This is a genomic window from Gynuella sp. (assembly GCF_050297175.1).
Taxonomy (GTDB): domain Bacteria; phylum Pseudomonadota; class Gammaproteobacteria; order Pseudomonadales; family Natronospirillaceae; genus Gynuella.
Genome location: NZ_JBNKSF010000043.1, coordinates 86,654 through 103,829, shown reverse-complemented (window position 1 = coordinate 103,829; position 17,176 = coordinate 86,654). Strand labels below are relative to the sequence as shown.

General features: G+C 44.0%; 17 protein-coding genes. 10 read left to right on the top strand and 7 right to left on the bottom strand.

The features are described 5' to 3' along the window. Position 1: 1 nt before the first annotated feature. Entirely contained in the window at positions 2–526 is a 525-nt protein-coding gene (locus ACQY6I_RS18400; RefSeq protein ID WP_428242968.1) for a phage virion morphogenesis protein, read from the top strand. 421 nt (positions 527–947) lie between these two features. Here the strand turns inward: ACQY6I_RS18400 and ACQY6I_RS18395 are convergent, their stop codons facing one another. The 4 genes from ACQY6I_RS18395 to ACQY6I_RS18380 form a co-directional block, all read right to left on the bottom strand. Next, positions 948–2,093 carry a tyrosine-type recombinase/integrase gene (locus ACQY6I_RS18395; protein ID WP_428242967.1) on the bottom strand — a complete coding sequence of 382 codons (1,146 nt, stop codon included), beginning with the start codon at positions 2,091–2,093 and terminating at the stop codon, positions 948–950. Positions 2,094–2,669: 576 nt separating this feature from the next. After that, the gene (locus ACQY6I_RS18390; RefSeq protein WP_428242966.1) at positions 2,670–3,419 is read right to left on the bottom strand and encodes a hypothetical protein; all 750 of its coding nucleotides are present in this window, start codon (positions 3,417–3,419) and stop codon (positions 2,670–2,672) included. 52 nt (positions 3,420–3,471) lie between these two features. Then, entirely contained in the window at positions 3,472–3,705 is a 234-nt protein-coding gene (locus tag ACQY6I_RS18385) for a helix-turn-helix transcriptional regulator (RefSeq protein WP_428242965.1), read from the bottom strand. Then, on the bottom strand, positions 3,692–3,940 hold the full coding sequence (locus ACQY6I_RS18380) for a helix-turn-helix transcriptional regulator (protein WP_428242964.1): 249 nt from the start codon (positions 3,938–3,940) through the stop codon (positions 3,692–3,694). The genes ACQY6I_RS18385 and ACQY6I_RS18380 overlap by 14 nt, the downstream gene beginning before the upstream one ends. A 269-nt stretch (positions 3,941–4,209) precedes the next feature. Here ACQY6I_RS18380 and ACQY6I_RS18375 point away from each other — a divergent pair, with 269 nt between their 5' ends. Next, a complete protein-coding gene (locus ACQY6I_RS18375; protein ID WP_428242963.1) occupies positions 4,210–4,350 on the top strand; it encodes a hypothetical protein in 141 nt (46 codons plus the stop codon). Between the two features lie 57 nt (positions 4,351–4,407). Here ACQY6I_RS18375 and ACQY6I_RS18370 read toward each other — a convergent pair whose 3' ends face one another. The 3 genes from ACQY6I_RS18370 to ACQY6I_RS18360 all read right to left on the bottom strand — a co-directional run bounded on the left by ACQY6I_RS18370 (position 4,408) and on the right by ACQY6I_RS18360 (position 8,142). Next, entirely contained in the window at positions 4,408–4,818 is a 411-nt protein-coding gene (locus ACQY6I_RS18370) for a hypothetical protein (protein WP_428242962.1), read from the bottom strand. A 114-nt stretch (positions 4,819–4,932) separates the two neighbouring features. Further along, the gene (locus ACQY6I_RS18365; RefSeq protein ID WP_428242961.1) at positions 4,933–7,044 is read right to left on the bottom strand and encodes a hypothetical protein; all 2,112 of its coding nucleotides are present in this window, start codon (positions 7,042–7,044) and stop codon (positions 4,933–4,935) included. Between the two features lie 429 nt (positions 7,045–7,473). Further along, positions 7,474–8,142 carry a hypothetical protein gene (locus tag ACQY6I_RS18360; protein WP_428242960.1) on the bottom strand — a complete coding sequence of 223 codons (669 nt, stop codon included), beginning with the start codon at positions 8,140–8,142 and terminating at the stop codon, positions 7,474–7,476. Between the two features lie 333 nt (positions 8,143–8,475). Between ACQY6I_RS18360 and ACQY6I_RS18355 the strand changes: the two genes are divergently transcribed. The 8 genes from ACQY6I_RS18355 (at position 8,476) to ACQY6I_RS18320 (ending at position 17,167) form a co-directional block, all read left to right on the top strand. Then, entirely contained in the window at positions 8,476–9,042 is a 567-nt protein-coding gene (locus ACQY6I_RS18355) for a hypothetical protein (protein WP_428242959.1), read from the top strand. A 392-nt stretch (positions 9,043–9,434) separates the two neighbouring features. Next, positions 9,435–9,671, top strand: coding sequence for a hypothetical protein (locus ACQY6I_RS18350; RefSeq protein ID WP_144221647.1), 237 nt, complete (start codon positions 9,435–9,437; stop codon positions 9,669–9,671). Beyond that, complete coding sequence (locus ACQY6I_RS18345; RefSeq protein ID WP_428242958.1) at positions 9,668–10,429, top strand: hypothetical protein; 762 nt, start codon at positions 9,668–9,670, stop codon at positions 10,427–10,429. The genes ACQY6I_RS18350 and ACQY6I_RS18345 overlap by 4 nt, the downstream gene beginning before the upstream one ends. Beyond that, positions 10,429–11,133 carry a replication protein P gene (locus tag ACQY6I_RS18340; RefSeq protein ID WP_428242957.1) on the top strand — a complete coding sequence of 235 codons (705 nt, stop codon included), beginning with the start codon at positions 10,429–10,431 and terminating at the stop codon, positions 11,131–11,133. The genes ACQY6I_RS18345 and ACQY6I_RS18340 overlap by 1 nt, the downstream gene beginning before the upstream one ends. Before the next feature lie 48 nt (positions 11,134–11,181). After that, a complete protein-coding gene (locus ACQY6I_RS18335) occupies positions 11,182–11,430 on the top strand; it encodes a hypothetical protein (protein WP_428242956.1) in 249 nt (82 codons plus the stop codon). A 26-nt stretch (positions 11,431–11,456) separates the two neighbouring features. Continuing rightward, on the top strand, positions 11,457–13,610 hold the full coding sequence (locus ACQY6I_RS18330; protein WP_428242955.1) for a site-specific DNA-methyltransferase: 2,154 nt from the start codon (positions 11,457–11,459) through the stop codon (positions 13,608–13,610). A gap of 3 nt (positions 13,611–13,613) precedes the next feature. After that, positions 13,614–16,196 (top strand): DEAD/DEAH box helicase, encoded by a 2,583-nt coding sequence (locus tag ACQY6I_RS18325; RefSeq protein WP_428242954.1) that lies wholly within the window; start codon positions 13,614–13,616, stop codon positions 16,194–16,196. A gap of 581 nt (positions 16,197–16,777) precedes the next feature. Continuing rightward, entirely contained in the window at positions 16,778–17,167 is a 390-nt protein-coding gene (locus tag ACQY6I_RS18320; RefSeq protein WP_428242953.1) for a hypothetical protein, read from the top strand. Positions 17,168–17,176: the final 9 nt, after the last annotated feature.

The window sequence follows — 17,176 nt, the reverse complement described above, 5'->3', positions numbered from 1 at the left end:
TGTGAGCATTAAAGTCAGTATTCATGACCAGGAAGTTACTTCAGCACTTCAAGCACTCACGGATGCCATAGGCAATGTTAAACCAGCGCTCAAAGCCATGGGTGATGTTCTAATAGACAGCACAAAACAACGATTCCAGACCACCACTGCACCCGATGGAACACCATGGGAGGCCAATAAAGCATCGACACTGATCAACTATGCCAATCGCTTCAAAAGCAGCTCGTATTCAAAGAAGACAGGAAAAATTACCAAAGCAGGCATTGATCGTATTACTGGTAAAAAACCAGGTACGGGTGAGACACGGAAGTTACAAGAGCAGATTTTTTCAAACGTCACCAAAGATGGTCTGGAGGTTGGCTCTCCGATGATCTACTCATCGACCTTCCACAACGGTGCTAAGAAAGGACAGTATGGGAATGGAGTACCATGGGGTGATATTCCATCACGTGAATTTTTAGGGTTATCAGATGAGGATCAAGGGGATATTTTAGACATCATTAGGCAACACTTTTTATTTTCATAGTGTGCAACTCTTTTGCAAAAACGCTTCCCATTTTTTCCCGTTCGTTCCCACTAAATCCCATTTATTGCATAGATTGGTATTGGTTTATTTCAGTGGTGATCAGCCAGCATGGCTATTGGAAAGGTAATGGGGGCCAGTCGTATCATAAATTGCATGTTATATCCTTCCTACTTGAAGCAGCAGCGGTGTTGGCTGCGTTTGTTCACCCCAATCACATAGTATGTCTATGCTCTTCACTTGCCGCCTAGCTGCAACTCCCAGTAGTTTGGCTATAGCGCCCTCCTGTGTGGTGTTGTGAAGGGGGTTCAAAGTTCACCAGCGGTTCGACCACATCAGCCACGGTTTGATGGGCAATACGGCGCTCTTCAAAGTAATCGTGTCGGTCGTAAATGCCCTCAACGCCTTTTAGCTTATGCTCGTCTCATCCCTGAGACTCGGCTTTCAGCCCGTCCTGCCGACGTCCAAAAACATTCCAGACGATTTTGTGGTTAAGACAGCGTTCGGCCACGTTGCCTGCGATGCCCAAAGGGGCGGCAAGGCTGCGAAAGGTGCGGCGCAAATCGTGTACGGTGAAGTGTTCAAGTTTGCCCATTTTATTGGGTGGCTGTTTTTTGCGACCCGGTTCTCGACCAAAGAGTTTAGAAATGGCAAGGTTCAGCGTATCTGGCCCCATATGCGGACGATGGCTTGCTCGTCTGGCTGGGAAAACATAAGGCGAGCCACAAGCGCGGATTTGCAGCTCGTTAAACCAGGTAATGGCTTGGCGCGGTAAGGGAATGCTGATTGGCACGCCAGTTTTACTGCGTTCTTTGGGCAGATCCCATATGCCCGTGGTTAAATCCATTTCACGCCACATGGCTTCGCACAGTTCGCTTTTGCGTACGCCCAACACCAAAAACAGGCAGCAAGCGAGGTAGTTGTCGCGGCCAAAGCTATTGATATGGGTATGAAACACGCTGAAGGCGTAGTGAATTTCCTCTTTGCTGAGCATCCTGTCTTTACTGGACTCCACGCCACCGGCATCGTCCACGCTAAAGGCTGCGGCTGGGTTGTTCAGCGTTAAGTCGAGCTTTATCGCATGTCGAAACAACTGCTTCATGTACATTAATGTGTCGTTGGCAATGGTAGGGCGGTTACTTTCTCGAATGTGCTCTAATACTTCACGTACATGTGTTGGCCGCACTGCTTGGATAGGGAGTTGACCAATCACTGGTGCAATCTCTTTGGTAAAAACACGTTTGGGTATATTGGGGTGCTTTAATCGGCGACTTAAGTCTTTGGCATACCAGTCTTGAAACAGCTGACTGACATTTTGGATTTCAGGGATGGTTTCAATAACGCGAATTGCTAATGGGTCTTCACCTTGCTGAAGTTGCAGCTGCATTTTAGACGATTCAAGTCGAGCCTCTGCTAAGGTCATGCTTGGATATTGACCGAGCGTGGCTTCTCGTCGTCCGTTTAGGCTGGTATATCTTAGCATCCAATACGGCATGCCAGATTTTATTACGCAAAAATATAGGCCATTACCCATCACTGTATTTTTTGTTTGCTGTAGCGGTGCGAGCATGAGACTGCACCTGAGTTGCGGTTAGTTTTGCCATCGTTTGTTACTCTATATTCCTAAGAAATCGTAAAAATTTGCTCACCATTGCCCACCACGGTTTGTTTATCGAATAGTTCGATAGTTGAGTGATTGAACAATCAGCAAGTAGCACGATAAGTGGAGATGGCATAAGGCGGTGGTGAGATAGATGCAAAAATCTGCTCACCAGATACCTTGGCTTTTTGCTTATTGAGTCAAAAAAACAGGGTTTGCCCACCATTTTGCCCACCACTTAAACAGCAACTGGTAACGGACATCTGCAAAACCGATTTGGACGGAAAAATAAAAAAGCCCTGTATTTACAAGGCTATTCACCAGGAAAGACAGGGCTGCTTAGACATTCTTGGCCAGGTAACTTTCTACCTAAGAACCTATTCGATATTCTGAATCTGCTCGTGGAGTGATATTTGTATTCATATAAAAATCAATGTTTTATGCTGTTTTTTCGGTTGAGCAATATGCTTCCACTTACCAGTTTACTCACCACTTGGCTGAAACATGATTTTTTACTCGCACCCTAGAGCTGCCTTATATTAGTTACTACGAATTATACCATGAGACAAAATTATTCTTAAGAACAGCCAAACATTGTTTAAAACTTAGCAGATTGTGAGTTTTTTCGGTTCTAAATTTCTGCACAATGCTAGGGTTTTTGAGCTTTTCCAGACAGCAGGGAACCTCTGAGCGTGTATACCTCTCCGAGCCGTTATAAGAGTCAGTTCTAACTATCGTCAAGCAGACTTCATCGGCCTTATCGGTATACGTCAGGCTAAAGTGCAGCTCCGGAAAATCTTTTTCTATCTCTTTAACTGACGATTGTATGCCCATGAATTCGTAATCCAAGAAATACTCATATATTTCTACATTACGAAGGGGAGAAAGGTTTTGGAAAGCATGAGGATTAAAATGTTCAAGAAATCGAGCTATCACTACCCGATGCTTTCCAGCATTAATGAAGTACTCATCCCCGATTTTTTTTAGAGACAGGCCTGATTTTTCAATATCGGAAAGATAGTAATCAGGATTTCTTTCAAGTTCTTGAAGATTTCGATTGATCCTTTTTAAGTAGCGGCCATCAAGACAATCTCCCCATTTCATATCTCCATACATTTGGTCAATACCGATGATTTTTCCTAAGGGTACATCCTCAATAATCTTTTGGTAGTTAGGGAACAGTGTGATCTCCTTACTTCTTAAATAATCTGAGTAGTTAAGGATGACATCATTGGTAAATGGGGCCGGGTTTTTCTCATTTAGTTCTTGGAGATTTGTTCTTAAACTATGAACCATATGTCATCCGGATTGTTACATGATGAAAGCTATGCGTTATATATAACAGTAACTACTTTTGCATCCAAGCTAGAATGTCTGACAGCAACCAGACTGTGCTGCCACCAACTCTTTTCCTTTTGGGGACTTGACCAGCTTTTTCTAGTCTCCACCAGGTTGTTCTGCTGATCGATGTTATGCGCTCTCGTTCGATCTCTTTTATAAAACGTTCGGACTCACGGTAGGCGCAGAGAAGTGCTCCACGCTCGTCTGCTTGCGGGGGAGCGTATCTATTAGCTTGCTTCATAGATACCCCCTTGCTTGTTACGCAGCAACCACTGGTCTATTTCTGTGCGCTTGAAGTAGACCCTTTTGCCCATCGGCTTGAAAAACGGGATCTCTTTCTTGGATGTCAACTTGTAAAGGTACGAGGTGGACAGGCCTGTGTAGATGGCACAGTCATTAATGGTCATGATTTCTTTCGCAGGAATGGCCAGTGATTGGATTTTTTCCAGCATGGATACCAGTTGATTCTCGGTCATAATCTTTCTCTTGGGTGGTCAGGAGTTGTTGTTATTTTCTCTTGATCACCTTTCGAGGCTGACCTCTGGAATTGCCTTTTTTGGACAATTTGAGCGTTATTTGGCTCAGTGCTTATCCCGCTTACTGTAAAGGTACAGACTACCTATAGTGACTACTGTAAAGAAGGCAAATAATCCCAGGATTCCCCACATCAACGGCGTCATCCGTCATCCCTCTCGTTATCTAACATCTATCGTTTATAATAGCTTGGTCTTAAAAGGAGGTCATTATGGCAAGAACGTTAGAGCAGATTCTAGAGCAGGAGAAACCAGATGTTGTTCAGCAAGCTAATGAAAAAGCAAAGGAAATTGTAAAAGATATTGATGAAAAGGATGATCCGTCAGCCGCTGGCGATAAATCAGACGGCTGACGATGGAGTTGGCACGAAAAACTTTCACATGTGAAAGTTTTTCTGCCTTAGCATGATTCAACTGAAGTTGAACCAACCTTCATCTTCGAGATGAGGTAAATTCCCGTAAAACTCTTCACTAGCCCTTTCCTTATGTTGTTCACTAAATTTTCCATTGTTTAAGTAAGAGTGGAATGAGTTAACATAAAATTCCTCTTTAAGCCTGCTTATCAATAACTTAACATCTTCCTTGTAGATGATCGTTGGTTTTTGAGTCATCCAGTCGTTCCGCTCAATCTCAACCTTATCAAGAATCTCATCTACCAAAGATTTAAGTTCATCGACGGCATTCCACGCACTTTTTTCATCGGCGTGTTGATACGCACCTATTGGCAGAAGAAGGCCCTGAATCGTTTCTTTGGTTGACCACGCGCCATCTGATAAAAAATACTCTTTGTTTTCAAAATTAAGATGTAAATGATATGCCATGACCAATCTCCAAGTTGCTGAACACAGAGCTATTTTTACTCAAAACCTAGTCATAGTTGGCACGCCAAAGTGCCCATTTTGGACAAATCGGTCACTTTTGGTACTAGAAAACTTTCACATGTGAAAGTTTTTAGCCGGTTTTAACTCAGGTTCTTCCACAACCTTGACCTTGCGCCCAGATGGAGCATAAAACAGATACCATCCCCCAAATTCCGTGGTTTGTTCTGCCAGAACATTCCCCGTTTCTGTGTCAACAAGAGCAACTCTAATTCCATCTCGCTCAAGCTGGCCTTCAACTTCTCTAATTTCAGTTAACGGTAAACGCAACCTATTTACTCCGCCTCTAATCAATCTTGTTGATTCAACAGCTTTGTAACGGGGGGACAAGTTGAAGCCGCTACCTACCTGAATGGTGTAACTTTGATAGGGTGTGAGTGAACCAATGATGGCTGGTGTTATTACTTCCCGCCCAGCGACTGTTGCTTTAATGCCTTCAACTTCTGGCTCAGATGGTTCACAAATGCCGTTAAGGTTTAAATCTTCACAGGTTGATAGCTCCAACTGAGCTTGATTTCTCTGAGGAGTTCTTGAGAATCCCGAGCGACCAAAGCTACCACTGACTGATAAAGTAATGTTATTACCCCCACCAGACGAATGATTGAACGAAGCTGACACGGTTGCAAATTTCCAGTTCCAAAGATCTGCACGCAAGCTTTGTTGCTGGCCTTCCCACCCATGACCAAAATTGTTAGCCGTGTAGCGATAAGTTAGCCGTCCTAGGTTAAATCGTTTTGACACCTCTCCATTGAAACGTTCTATATTTTTAATACCATCAAGCTCTTTACTTTCATGCTCATATGACGCCAAAACCTGCCAACCTTCCGGCATGTTAGCAAGCATTCGCCCTCCCAACATATTGGATCTGACGCCACCGGTTAAACGATTGGAATAGTATGGAGATAAAGAAATTAATGTATTCAGTGCCTCAATGCGCGTACTGTAATACGTGCGTAGCGTCGTTTCCTGAGTTTCATAGCCGTCGTGCGTGCGGGAAGAGTACTGAATAGTTGGTTGAAAAAGAGAGCGTGATGAAACACTAACAGAGCGTAATTGATAGTTGTCTAAATCACTTAATTGTCCAAAGATCGCAAGATTGTCATCCTGCCAAGAGCCGTTCAGAGCGTATCCACTACTGCCATACCAAGCAGGCTCAAATGAAAAGTCATCTCTTGAATATAAAGCGGAAAAATACTGTCTTTCCTGCTCATCCTGCCCAGCGAAAAGTGACAATTCATTTGACACTCCGTAGCTCAAGCGTCCAATTAACTTGCTTTCATCCGTGGTTGGAGACTTGCCTAGAGCCACTTGATAGTTGAGCCCTCCTACGGGTGCAAGTCGTCCCGAAATGGCTCTTTCTACTGTTTTGGTGTCCGTTGTGCCATCGGGCAATACAGCGTCAAATTTATATTGATTATTGCTGTAATCCAGTTCGATTTTGTAAGAGAACGGCTCACTATCCAGAACCAAAGATTGTAAATAGGTTCCGTCACGGTAAACATCTACCCGTGTTCCAACAGGCCAATAAAGCTCAATTTGGTCATTAGAAAATGATCCAGTGGCAAGGCTACTTTCATTCGTAAGTGAGAAACCATCCAGCCCGTAGCGCTGAACACGACCTACTTCAATGTCTTTGACGTTGCTGTTCTCCTCGTCGTGCCACTGGCTGGAGAAATATGATTCTTGCCCTCCTAACCCTGCTCTAACATCAACATCGAGATCTGCGACGCGGCCTGTTCCCGTGATGCTACCCGAAATATCACCTTTGCTTTGATAGGTGAGAAAGTAGTCAAAGGATTTTACATCCAGATTGGATACATTTGGCTCAATTGTAACCTCTGGTTTGACCTTTCTGGCTTTGGCTGCGTTTTTGCGTGGGTAAAAGTAGATGGTTTGTTCTGACCAAACAATTTTGGCATGACCAAGGTTGTTTAGCCTTTCCAAGGGAAGTTGCTCTTTTGTGTTTACACCAGCAGCATGCCATAGCCCTGGCTCAGCAATGGCGCTATCTACTTCACGAGAAACAAGGTACTCCCCCTTGTTTTGTCCGTTCACGACAAACTTCATCAAGTAGTCATCCGCACGTGTTGGTGAAGCTGTGAGTGTGAAAGCTGCGGCTAACAAGACCGTGGGCACAAAAACTTTCACATGTGAAAGTTTTTTCTTCATCGGGACACCTCCCTAACCGGGAGTGTCAGCGTGATTCTTGAGTGAACGCCTTGTTTTTCTTCGCTTTGTACGGCATAGGAAAATGCCATCTTTGCATTTTGAGATAAGACTTTCCCATCTCTCTCTCGTGCTTTTACTACTTGCCGCTCTCCTGGCAGCAGTTGGAAGCGTCGGGGAAATACTTGTACCCCATCTGGTGGGGTGATTTTCACTATTATTGGCGAATTTAGGGTATTTGATACTGGGATTTCAGTCGTTGACTTACGACTGATCTCTACGTCATGGGCTTTAAGTTGAAATGCAGTCGCGGGTGAAGATAGAAGAGATGATAGTGTTAACATCATGATTGAAGTAGTAAAGGACTTCATAAGGACCTCATTGAATAGCAATGGTCAGGGCCAACGCTTTGCTGGCCCTGACACTTTGGAATTATTGGTAATCGAGGGTGATATCGACCGTTCCGGAAAAGATCCCTTCTTCCCATGCACTGAGCTGCATGAATCCGCTGCTTGCAGTTGCTGGCTGGCGGTATGACCAGGCGATATAGAGCTCACCGGTGGCAGAAGTAGTTGCTGCAACTGGTGCCACGTTTATACCGACGCCTGTACTTGTTTTGGAAATCGCATCTGCGCAGTCAACAGTTGAAGTAGTTAGGTTGATTTTTGGTGTTCCAGAGAAGCTTAAGGTTGCTCCACCCGGCGCTGTTGGGTTAGATAGGTTGGTTATGGTAATCCCAATCGATTTATCCATATCACCTGTCACTTTTAAGCAACCGGGCTGTACTGTGTCCTCCGGATTTTGCGCCAAATAGGTCGCCCAACTTTTTAAAGAGAACCCGCCAGTTGGGGCGGCTCCCGGCAAGCGTTCCAACGTCATCGTGTACGGCTGAACTTCGACCACAGATAAAGCTGGCGGGGTTGCTGAAATTTGAGAAGTTCCCGTCCCTGTACCTGCATAAGCAGCGGCGGACGATAGGGAAATAACTGCTGCGAGGGCGGCGTATTTAAATGTTTGCATTGCTTGTATCTCCACTTGATTGAATAGAAAATGCGTTTTCGCATGGAGAATTTTGCGGGTGGGCGGCAGATATTTAGGCACGCCAAACTGCCCTTTTTGGACAAAATGGAAAAAAGATTAGGGTTACGAAAATTACGGTATTATCGTAATTATGATAATTACAGTAATGGAAATTTGTTCTGACGAAACAAACTTAACTGAATGAAATGACTGAATAATTTTGGGCTTGGAGTTGTTGACAACTCCCTTCTCCTTGCTATTATTTAGATAGGTAGCTGGCCTTTAAACAGCATATTATTTTAGCTGAGTTCAACTCAGCCCATTCAAATAGCCTATTCACAATTTGTGATTAGGACATCAGGAAGGCATGGGGTCTCTACCTGTTCATCGTTTAACACTTTGAGCGGGGGCGTTATGCAATCCAACATCTTCAAACCATTGCCATTTTTACCAGCTCGACATCATCTTAACCGTTGGGCGTTTGGCTATTACCTTGTAAAAAAAGGGTTTTCTACTTGTATTGTCATGGAAGAAACATCTTTTACTTACAAACAAATCAGAAAAATAAGGGAGGACTTATCTATTAAGGAATGTAGTCGGGCAACTTATGGGCAAGATATTCTTTCAAAGTCAGCCTGGATAAAATATTCGGCAGCAATTCATGTTTACTGTGAGCTGAGTGAAAAAATGCCTCACGTAGAAGCTGTTATAAAAGCATCTGAGTGGTTAAGAAGTGAAAAAGACTTTGATATATCTGGCTTTTACAAAGCATGTAAAGAAATAAAAAGTGGTGAGGCTTTTTTTGTTGAATGTGTGCATTGTAAAAGTGAAGTATTCAGCGGGCCTGGGCTGAGAGATAAAGTTGTCAGTAAATGTTGCCCTGCGTGTGGAAAAAATAATTGGGAGCATCCAAAAAGTGAGCATCGTATAGGGCATATTGCTTCAACTCCCAATCGTAGTCAGCAACATGCTTTATTTTGAATATGTTATGGAGATTTGTTATGTACACACAAATTACAAAAATTGAAATGGTAATTGCTGGCTTAGTAATCGCAAGTTTGTTTGGAGTGGACATAATCAGAATCGCTAGCAAGATTTTTACTTCAATATTGGTGGCAAGCTTTTAACAAACGGAGGTAGCTGGCCTCTATAAACAAACAGCATATTAATCCTTTGGTAAGCAGAAAACTTTCACATGTGAAAGTTCCACTGCTAGTCCACGCCTCCGGCATGGGCGGCCTTGCAGGTTGATAGCCTGCCTGAGTTTTTGCGTCTCGCCATCAACCTCCATCAAACTGGCACGGGTGGAGCTAAGTGCTGTAATTTAAGCCGCGAGCGCAGTGCCTCAACTTAATTATCTGTTGAGGTTTACCATGAAAAATCAAAAATCCCTTTTTTCACAGCAAGTTAGAGAATTTTTCACATCTGAGTTATTCTCCTTGATGCTTAATGTTTCTGCCAAGTCAGGCAGCCCCGGCCACGAATCCTATTGCACTTTAACACTGGCTAAAAAGGCCAGAATTGACCGTTCGCACGCCAGAAAAATTGTCAAAGCAGAGCTCAAACGTCGTAAGCAAGATGAATGTGCACACCTTGGAGGTGTAGCATGAGTGTCATTCGTAAGGCTCAAGGACAAGAATTTACTGTTCTACCTAATAAAACTATCCGAGACCCCCGTTTGCCGCTGGACGCGCTTGGCCTTCTTGTAAAGTTAATATCCAGACCATCTGACTGGGAAATTAGGCCCTACCAACTTCAAAAGGAATGCGGCATTGGTCGAGATCGCCTTCGTAGAATTCTCTCTGAGCTGGAGCAGTCTGGATACCTTGTCCGAAGAAAGTGTCGAAGTTCAGATGGTACATGGGACTGGATCTCTGAAGTCTATCAAGAGCCACAAGAGAGAAATCAGACAGATAACACCACAGACGGATTTTCAGTGCATGGCTCAACCATAGACGTGTTTCCCGTCGATGGTTCAGCCGTCAGTAGTTCACCCGTCGACGGTAAACCCGGCGATCTAAAAAAGAAAGATTTAAAAAATACAGAATCACAAAAAACAGATACAAGAGAGAGCTCTCCCGCACCACAATTTACTCGTCGTGATTTGGTTATAACCAATGAAATGAGAAATTGGGCAGTATCAGTGACACCGCTAGTAAATCTTGAGTGGGAAAGCCAAATTTTTGTTGACCATCCCAGTGGTCAGTCCCAGCTGTTTTATTCCAAGGAGGCTCTGGTAGGCGCATGGCGTACCTGGATGATGCGCGGCCAAAAGTATGCTGAACGTCAAATCCAAACCGAAAAGAGTCACCACCACTCTTTGACAGATGACCTAAATGATACAAGTTGGGCGCAAGGAGGTTGGTAATGACTGCGCGAAAAATCGCCGAAATTATCTCTTTGGATGACCATAGCCGCAGCGTTAAATACGGGCAGCCAAGGGCCAAATCACCATCAGATTCCATAGAGTGTCGGAATGATGATTGTCAATTACAGGCTGCGGCGATATTTATCAATAAGCTTTTCAGCGAACTGCAAACATGCTTTCCAGCTTGGCGGCAAACGTTCACCTCTAAGGCTGACGTTGATGCTGCCAAACGATCCTGGGTTCGTGGATTTGTTGAAGCAAAGATTACATCAGAGAAGCAGTTGCAATGGGGCCTAGCAAAAGCCAGACGATCAGAATCCCCTTTTTGGCCGAGTCTTGGTCAGTTCATCAATTGGTGCCAGCCAGATCCAGAAGATTTCGGTTTGCCCACACCGGAAGTAGCGTTCAAAGAAGCGTCTAGAAACTCCCATCCGGCGTCGGCTGACTGCAAGTGGACGCATCCGGCTGTGTACGTCGCCGCGCGGGAGGTAGGAAATTTCGAGCTTGCCAATCTTCCTCGCGATAAAAGCTGGCCACTTTTTCAGAGAGCGTACGCTATCACTGTCCGCCGAGTCTTGGAGGGGGAGGATCTCAGCGGAGAAATTCCGAAGGCCCTACCACAAAAAACGGAACCGCGTCCGGTCGATCCAAAGGTAGCTCAGCAGCACATCGACCGCATTAAGCGGATGCTGAGACAACGTTAGTAGCCAGCAAAAACTTTCACATGTGAAAGTTTTAATGAAAACGTACATTTGTACAAATGTGGGGATGTGGTACTGTACGGCGGTAGCTCAAAAAAGCAGGAAATCATGATGGGTGAACAAAAAGTAGACGATTATTCAGATAGTAAGCGCCTTTCGGTAGATATACCGAGCGCTTTGCACAAGCACCTCAAGCGGTTATCCATTGAGCAGGAGACTACAGTGCGAGAGCTGGTCGTGCGAGCATTGGAACAGCAATACCGGCTCCCAAGCAATGATCAAGAATCTAGTCAGATATGAAACAAAGAACGAATTAGGAGCCAGATGTGTCACGATTGACTGACTTAATTGCTAATGTAAAAACAAAAGATCCTAGCTTAGGCGCTGATCTTGACCGTGAGTTTAAGGTGCTTTCTAGTCGGCTTCCCTTTGGTCTAAATTTTGAACGACATCGGCCAGAAGCTGTTGAGTTACCTCTTCGTCCAATAAGAAGGGGGGACAAAGTTAGAATACTCCCTCCACGAAAATCTAGTCAGAACGGTGATCAAGGTCTTTGGCATGTGATATCTATCAATAAGCTAAAAAAGGAAGCATCTTTAAAGCTTATCGGAGCAGGTGACACTGAACAAAGAAATGTAGCTCTGGATGATTTAGTAGTAGTAGCTGAGTTTCGAGATAAGATTTATCCGGGATTAGTGAGTACTGGAAGTGTGCGGCGAAGTGATGTAAGACCGTCTCATATTGTTATAAATGGTGAAAATTACCATGCTCTTAAAGCATTGACTTTCACGCATCGCGGAAAAATTGATGTCATCTATATTGACCCTCCATACAACACAGGTGCTAGGGACTGGAAATACAACAATAATTATGTTGAAAGAGATGATCAGTATCGTCATAGCAAATGGTTAGCAATGATGGAGCGAAGATTGCTGATCACGAAAGAGCTTTTGAAGCCTGAAGAATCAGTTTTAATCGTGACTATTGATGAGAAAGAATATTTACGCTTGGGAATGCTTTTAGAGCAGATTTTCCCTGAGGCTAGAATTCAAATGATAACCTCATTAATAAATCCAAAAGGTGTCGCAAGAGGACAAGATTTTTATCGTGTAGATGAGTACATCTACTTTGTTTTCTTCGGTTCTTGTGCTGTCACTAAATTAAATGATCCTATGATCCTCACAGGGAAGAAAAATGACAACTTCGATAAAGAACCAAAAGAGACGACAAGGAAAGTAAGGTGGGGAAATCTCTTAAGAAGTGGAACAGACGCAAAGCGATCAGATCGTAAGCATCAGTTTTATCCCATCTTTCTTAATAAAGAAACGGGAAAACTTCATAGCATAGGTGAGCCTTTGTTGCCTGTCACTGCTGATAGGCAGTCGGTGATAGCTCCTAATGGCACTGTTGCTATTTGGCCTATCAGAAAAGACGGAACAGAGGGTAGATGGCAAGTAGGTCATTCGAGACTCAGAGAGCTTTTTGATAAAGGATATGCTTCCGTAGGAAAATTTAATGGTGGCGATCGCGTGTCATTTAGTTATCTAACGGACAATATTATCGAGCAGATTAACACTGGAGCTATATCGATTATTGAGCGTGACCAAAATGGTGTCGTGGTTCTTGCATACTCAGAAGAACAAGAATCTATCGAAAATCCCAAAACAATGTGGAACAAGACATCTCACAGCGCTAGTGAATACGGCACTTCCTTGCTTAGACAAATATTACCTGGCAGATCTTTTCCGTTTCCCAAGTCATTGTATGCGGTTGAAGACGCATTGAAATTCTTTATCGCACAAAAGCCGGATGCTAAAGTTCTTGACTTTTTTTCAGGTTCAGGAACAACCGCGCATGCTGTAATGCGCATAAATCGTCAGTTTGGTGGAAATCGCCAATGTATCAGTGTCACAAACAACGAGGTTTCCTCTGATGAGCAAGAGAAGCTTATAAAAGACGGATATCGACCTGGCGATGAAAAATGGGAACAATTAGGTATATGTGATTACATTACTAAGCCTAGGATCAAGTCAGCCATCACTGGTAAAACTCCTGATGATGAAGAAATAAAAGGGAATTATAAATTCATCGATGAATTTCCGATAAGTGAGGGATTTGAAGAAAATGCTGAATTTTTCACTTTAACATATGAAGCTAAAGAAGCAGTAAATCATAATTTAGCTTTCAAGCGTATTGCTCCATTGCTTTGGCTAAGAGCTGGAGCTGCGGGGGCTCGGATTGATACCCTTCCAGAGAACGGCTGGGAAGTTTGTGAAAGATATGGAGTTTTAAGTGACATAGACCAAGCAACTCCATTTATACACCGTATAAATCAGGTAGAAGGTCTTTGTATAGCTTACATCGTGACAGATGACGAGCGACGTTTTCAAGCGATCGCACGTCGCTTGCCAAAAACAGTGGAGCCAGTCCGTTTATATGAGGCATACCTGAGTAATTTCAGTTTTGCGAATGGGGATTAATTAATGAAGTTTACGTTAAAAGACTATCAATCCGATGCTGTTAGAGATGCTCTTTCCAATTTGAAGAAAGCTAGCCGATACTGGCACGGCGAAGCTGACTGTACTGCATTTTCCCTCACTGCGGCCACTGGTGCAGGTAAGACTGTCATGGCTGCGGCAACATTTGAAGCGTTATTCCATGGCGACGATGAATTCGACTTTGATGCTGATCCTACAGCTGTCGTAATATGGTTCAGTGATGACCCCTCTTTGAACGAACAAACTCGCTTCAGGCTTATGGAATCCAGTGACCGCATAAACCATAGCGACATGGTCGTTGTTGAAAACACATTTAATAGACCAAAATTTGAACCGGGAAAAATTTATTTCTTAAATACTCAGAAACTAGGAAAAAATAGCCTGCTTGTTCGGGGGCACGACCAAGCAGAGTTGGAAGCAAAAGCTGGTGATCTTTTTCCTGAAACAAGACCAGACCTTAGAGCATATACCATCTGGGATACCATTAAAAATACTGTAGAAGATCCTGATCTGACCCTATACCTTGTATTGGACGAAGCACATAGGGGTATGGGAAATACAAACAAAGAAAAGGGAACTATTGTTCAACGTTTGATTAATGGATTTGGTGGTGTGCCGGGTATTCCCATCGTTTGGGGTATCTCAGCAACGGTTGAAAGATTTAACCAGTCGATAGAAAAAGCAATCAAAAGAATCAAACTTCCTGATGTAATTGTCGATGCATCAAAGGTTCAAGAGTCGGGCTTGATAAAAGACACGATATTGCTTGATATCCCGGATGAAGTTGGAGATTTCGATACTGTTTTAGTGAGAAGAGCTGCTGATAAACTTAAAGAATGCTCAGTTTTATGGGCGGAGTACGCTCGACACCAAATGGACTCGGAAACGGTTATTCCGCTGATGGTGTTGCAGGTTCCCAATACCCCGGATCACAATGAGATTGGTCGAGCTCTTGAAACAATATTTGACCGCTATCCAGAGCTTCCTACCAACTCTGTTGCTCATGTGTTTGGCGACCATACTACGCAAAGATTTAGTGATCGTGATGTTCCATATATCGAACCCCAGCGAGTACAAGACTCGACATGGGTTCGTATTTTAATTGCGAAAGATGCGATTAGTACAGGTTGGGACTGTCCTCGTGCTGAAGTTATGGTTTCCTTCCGAGCAGCAAGTGATAAAACACACATCACTCAGCTGCTTGGACGCATGGTTCGTTCTCCGTTGGCTCGCAGGATACCCGGTAATGAGAGATTAAACTCTGTTGACTGCATATTGCCCAGATTCAATAAGAAAACAGTGGAAAGTGTAGTAGAGGCTTTAATGAGTGGTGATGACACTATCTCTGCTGCGCCGGGACGGATTCTAGTTAATCCTGTGGCGATGCTTCCAAATCCTGAGGCAGACGGTGATGTTTGGGATAAGTTTGAGTCCTTGCCTTCGCAAACTCGGCCACAGCGTGGTGCTAAGCCAGCTAAACGACTTACTGCGCTGGCACAAGAATTAGCTGATGATGGTTTACTTGAAGGTGCTGGAAGTAAAGCTCATGCCGCACTGCATAATGCACTCGACGAATTTAGGCTCAAATATGAGGATAAAATTAAACTCAAGCGTAATTCGGTAATGACTGTTGATGGTCGCACGGTCGTTGCTGACATGAAAAGTAAGAATAAAACCTTTAATCAGTTCTGGGAAGATGCTGATATCGCTGTAATTGATGATGCCTATCGACGTGCGGCTAGGGTGTTTACACCAGACGTTTCACGAACTTATGTCGAGCACCTTGCAAGGCAAGTTACCAGTGTTGAGGAGGACCCTGAAGGCTTTCTTGAGGCTATTGTTGAAGCTAGGGTAACCGTTGCAGGATTAGGATTGGTTACAGAGATTCAAGATTATTTCGATGACAAAGCAAACACATTAGTTCAAGGCTGGTTGAAGGAGTATTGGGCGAGAATCAAGCGCCTGTCTGACGACCGACAGGAGTCCTATCGTCAAATAATAGAAATGAGTGAAGAGCCTCAAGATATTGAGCTAGTTAGGCCAGAGGCTAAGTTTGAGATGACTCAGGCTAAGTATGGTGAGAAAGAATACATTCTGCCTACATGGAAACAGCATTTATTGTGTGACGAACACGGTAATTTCCCGTGTGAGCTCAATGATTGGGAACTGCGTGTAATTGAGAAAGAAACTTCTCGGTCAGGGTTCATTTTTTGGTATCGCAATCCCCAAACTCCGGGCCAGTCATCACTTGGTATCGCATATCAAGACGGGGAGCAGTACAAGATTATGCGACCTGATTTCCTCTTTTTTGCTGAGGAGGACGGCCGGGTTGTTGTTGATATGGTCGATCCCCACGGGTTACATCTAGCCGATGCTCTGCCAAAGTTACACGGTTTAGCGGTCTATGCTCAAGCTCATGCTGGTTTTTACCGCCGAATTGAATCGGTGGCCGAGGTTAAAGGAAAACTTCGAGTCTTGGATATGACCAATGAGAATGTTCGCGCAGCAGTTAAAGAAGCGCAGGATGCTAATAGCATCTTTATGAGCCCGCTGGCGTACGATTATTAATTAACTTTTCGATACCTTAATTTAGGGACTTTCACATGTGAAAGTCCCTAATTACAACCGATTTATTAGCAATTCTTTCAATCATTCCATTTGATAAATACACGCTCTCTGATGATAAAAGGTCCTTTGGATGTTCTTTGTTGACCTCAAAGTCGTTGAAAATCAACCAACGGATAGCCTTTTGATGATATCGGAAAGCAAGATCTGTCTAAATTTCCTCTAAAGCCACCGAAATATCACCGATAGGTTGCTTTTCGATGGATCAAAGTGAGCCGGCATCAGTTACTTACCTCAAGAAATCACTGAAACACCACCAATGGGTGTTTTTTGATGACTTTGAGGGCTAGGAGGCAGCCCAACCTTTCAGAATTCAACCGAAACACCACCAATAGGTTGCTTTTCGATGACGACCAAGGAAAGTTATGGCTGCGCTACATCAGAAAGCGATCAACAGGTGGCTTTTGAGTGTCAGTCATTTTTCCAAGTGACCGATTTGTCCAAATTGGGCAGTTTGACGTGCCGGGGTTTGCACACGTAAAGGCCAAAATCCCTCCTGAAATTCATCAATCAGGAGATAACGAATGAAACTTCATCCTCGGCAGTGCCAGCATTGTTCTGGCGCTTCAATTCTCGCAATTCTTGAGACTGCATCAAATTCAAAATCTGTAGAGCAAGCTATCACATCGATCGCCAATAGCCTGATGTTAAGGGCAAGGAAATACCATGAGTATGAGACACGTAAATTGGCAATTTCCTTCCTGCGAATGGCTGAAACAATTCACCCCGCTCCATCGAGCGGGGACCCCATCTCACAGCAAGAAAAAACCGTGCTTTGCCCGGATTTTTCTCCACACCCCACTCACCGCGAGTGGTCTGTCTCATCCGGCGCAGTAGCGCCTTCTGAGGGGACTCCCAGCGCCTCTGCACATGCAGAGTTGCAAGGGAGTTACACACAAGAGAATCAGGGATAAGGGGGACTG